We start from the raw sequence: 2,926 nt of genomic DNA, 5'->3' as shown, positions 1-2,926 counted from the left end.
AGGACTGTGGTCGATGAATGGAACCCCCGACCAACCGCAACGAGTGGGCACCATCATCGGCGATCTCGCCGCATCGTTGTACGCGGCTCTCGGCACTGTCGCAGCGTTGCGTGAAGCGGAGATGAAAGGAGTGGGGCAGCTCGTGGATATCTCACAGCAAGACGCTGTGTTCACGCTGACTGAAAACGCTGTCGTCAACTTCACGGCGCAACAAAAAGTCGCCAAGCCGCTGGGCAACGATCATCCGTTCGTGCGGCCTTATGGTCGTTACGATTGCAAGGACGGTCATGTGTTCTTCGGCGCGTACACCGACAAGTTCTGGCAAGAGGCCTGCACCGCATTCGGCACGCCGGAGTTGGCGAAGGATCCCGAGATCGACACCATGAAGAAGCGCTTCGATTTAGACGTCTACGCCCGCCGGGTCGAGCCCATCATTCGCGGCTGGTTTGCCGACAAGACCAAGCAGGAACTGGAAGCCATCGCCTCTGATCGCTTCCCGCTCAGCCCGATCAAGACCATTGCGGAAGTCGTCGAAGATCCGCACATGCTGGCGCGAGACATGCTGGTGCAGGTGGGTTACGGCGACACCAAAGTCAAAGTGTTCGGCTCGGCCGTGCATTTGTCTGGAGCCACGGCCGGCGCGGAGCCGAAGGTGCCTTTGATCGGTGAGCACAACGAAGCCGTCTTTCTGGACTGGCTGGGCCTCGACCGCGGTGCCTTCGAGTCCTTGCGACAGAGCAAGGTGATCTGAGCATGTCCATCGCGTACGACCTGCAGGATGGCATCGCCCGCATCACTTTCAACCGGCCGGCCAAGCTCAATGCGTTGACCTTGGCCATGTACGACGAGTTGGGCGCTGCCTTCAAGACGGCGGCGGAAGATGATCGCGTTCGGGTTGTGATCCTGACCGGTGCGGGCGAGCGTGCGTTCTGTGTCGGTGCCGATCTCACCGAATCGATTCCGGCCTTGGCGCGCAATGACATCGATATTTCCGCTTGGGATCCGGCGCACCTCAAAGGCTTGAACCTGGACAAGCCTATCATTGCCGCGATCAACGGACTGTGCATGGGCGGCGGTTTCGAGATCATGCTGGCGACCGATTTGCGTATCGCGTCCAGCACCGCGGTGTTCAGTCTTCCCGAAGTGTCGATCGGCATCGTGCCTGCGGGCGGCACGCTGGTGCGGCTGGTTCGGCAGATTGGCTACGCTGCAGCCCTGGAGATCATGATGACGGGGGACCGCTTCAGCAGCGAACACCTGTTACGCGTTGGCGTCCTGAATCGAGTCGTCGCGCCCGAGGACTTGTCGGCGACTGCTACTCGGCTGGCTGAGCGGCTTGCTCGCTTGAGCCCGACGGCGCTCAAGGTCATCAAACAATCCGTCCGCGAACTGACCGATTTGCCTTTGCAGGACGCGTTCAGGCGGGAAGCCGTGCTCGGGCAGGTGGCGTTTACCAGCGCCGATGCCAAACGTGGCCTCGCTGCGTTCCTCGAAGGCAAGAAGGTCGAGCGTTTCTGAGGCTCACGGCTCAGAGCCGCACGAACAGCCATTCCTTGGAATAAGGCGTGAAGCTCATTCGATAGCCTGACTTCACGCCGGTGACGATGTTGTCGCTCCAGTTGTAGCCCACGCCACCCTCCGGATCGTATAGCCCGGGCTCTTCGGAGAAGATCGAGTTCGTCTTCAATACGGTTCGGTCGCCGAGCGCGATGTACGGCGCGGAATGGCCTTCGCTGGATTGCCCGTGACCGGGGCGGTGATAAATATACTTTTGCATGCCCTGGTCCACCTGATACTTGTGGATGGCATATGCAATGTCGCCACAAACCGCGCCGGCTTTTTGCATCTGTAGCTGAATGTCACAGCAGTGCTTGGTGACTTCCCACATCTTGCTGCCGTGGGGCGTGAACTTCCCGGCGTCGCCGGCGAGCTGATACATCCGATAGTTCTCGCCGCCGCAGGCGCCGACGAAAACATAACAAACCACTTGGATCGGATGACCGCGCATCACCTTGGAGTAATAGGGCTGATTGGGATGCGGATAAGCATTGACGGGTCCCGAGCGAACGTCGATTTCGCCGATGGTCCCGACGCCGTGATTGGGCAGGCCGCCGGCGAGGTTCAGATCGGAATAGAGTTGGTCCTGTAGCCACAGCTGCGTGGCGGTCTTGATTTCTAGATCGGTCACGTCGGTGCCATAGGTCAGCAGATAGTCGCGCGCGAACACTTGTGCCCGGTCGCTGTAAACGTAAGCACGGCTCCATAGCGCCAACTCTTCGGGTGTTTTCACGCTGCGCATGTCGCCGATCAGATCTTGGATGTCGACCACTTCGATGTTCGGCAGAATCTTGCGAACGGCGTTGAGCTCGGACGGATACAGTTCGCCATCGATGCCGATCTTGCCGCCTTGCACGCCTTTTTCCTTGAGCCCTTCCAGCATGAACTCGAATAAATCCACCGCGGGGCCGGTGACTACCTTACCTTCGTTGGGAAAGCCGCCGGCGGCATGAGGAAAGTCGAAGTACAAACGGCCGCCGCCAAACCAGCCATCGCGCACCAGACCGCTGTCGACCATGGGATAGAAATACCAAGGCGCGCCGTCGTCCTTGTTCATGAAGACCGCTTGTGGGCGCTCGGTCGGGCTGAATGTGTAGCCGGTGTAGTGAGTTACGTTGGGCGGCTGCCTTAGCAGCACGGCGGCAATGTTTCTTTCGGCGGCCAGATCGAACAAGCGTCTCATCTGTCGTTCGTGCCAGGCACGCGGCAGCATGTCGTCGGTGGCTGGTTTGGGAGGTTGATCCTCGCCGCCGTAACGTCTTGGCAGCAGCAACGCGGCGCTACCGTGGGATTTCTCGTTCTGTAGTTTTGCGGTGATGGTTCGGGCTGAGGGCAGGGAAGGCTGCATCGCTGCGATCTTCCCCGTGCG

3 protein-coding genes are annotated in these 2,926 nt (G+C 59.8%); 2 read left to right on the top strand and 1 reads right to left on the bottom strand.

Features of this window, described 5'->3' with window-relative positions:
* Both JNL55_RS32205 and JNL55_RS32200 read left to right on the top strand, forming a co-directional pair.
* A partial coding sequence (locus JNL55_RS32205; RefSeq protein WP_293864359.1) for a CaiB/BaiF CoA-transferase family protein occupies nucleotides 1–751 on the top strand: 751 nt, incomplete at its 5' end.
* A gap of 2 nt (nucleotides 752–753) precedes the next feature.
* Nucleotides 754–1,518, top strand: a complete 765-nt coding sequence (locus tag JNL55_RS32200; RefSeq protein ID WP_293864356.1) for an enoyl-CoA hydratase/isomerase family protein — start codon at nucleotides 754–756, stop codon at nucleotides 1,516–1,518.
* 10 nt (nucleotides 1,519–1,528) lie between these two features.
* Here JNL55_RS32200 and JNL55_RS32195 read toward each other — a convergent pair.
* A partial coding sequence (locus JNL55_RS32195; RefSeq protein ID WP_293864353.1) for a M24 family metallopeptidase occupies nucleotides 1,529–2,926 on the bottom strand: 1,398 nt, incomplete at its 5' end.

The sequence above is a fragment of the Steroidobacter sp. genome, assembly GCF_016790065.1.
Taxonomy (GTDB): domain Bacteria; phylum Pseudomonadota; class Gammaproteobacteria; order Steroidobacterales; family Steroidobacteraceae; genus Steroidobacter.
Note: the sequence above shows the minus strand (reverse complement) of the source record. Positions and strands in the feature narration are given on the sequence as shown.

Bases quoted from the DNA above. Each gene is read 5' to 3' on its own strand.
- JNL55_RS32200 (WP_293864356.1), top strand. From the start codon at position 754: ATGTCCATCGCGTACGACCTGCAGGATGGCATCGCCCGCATCACTTTC.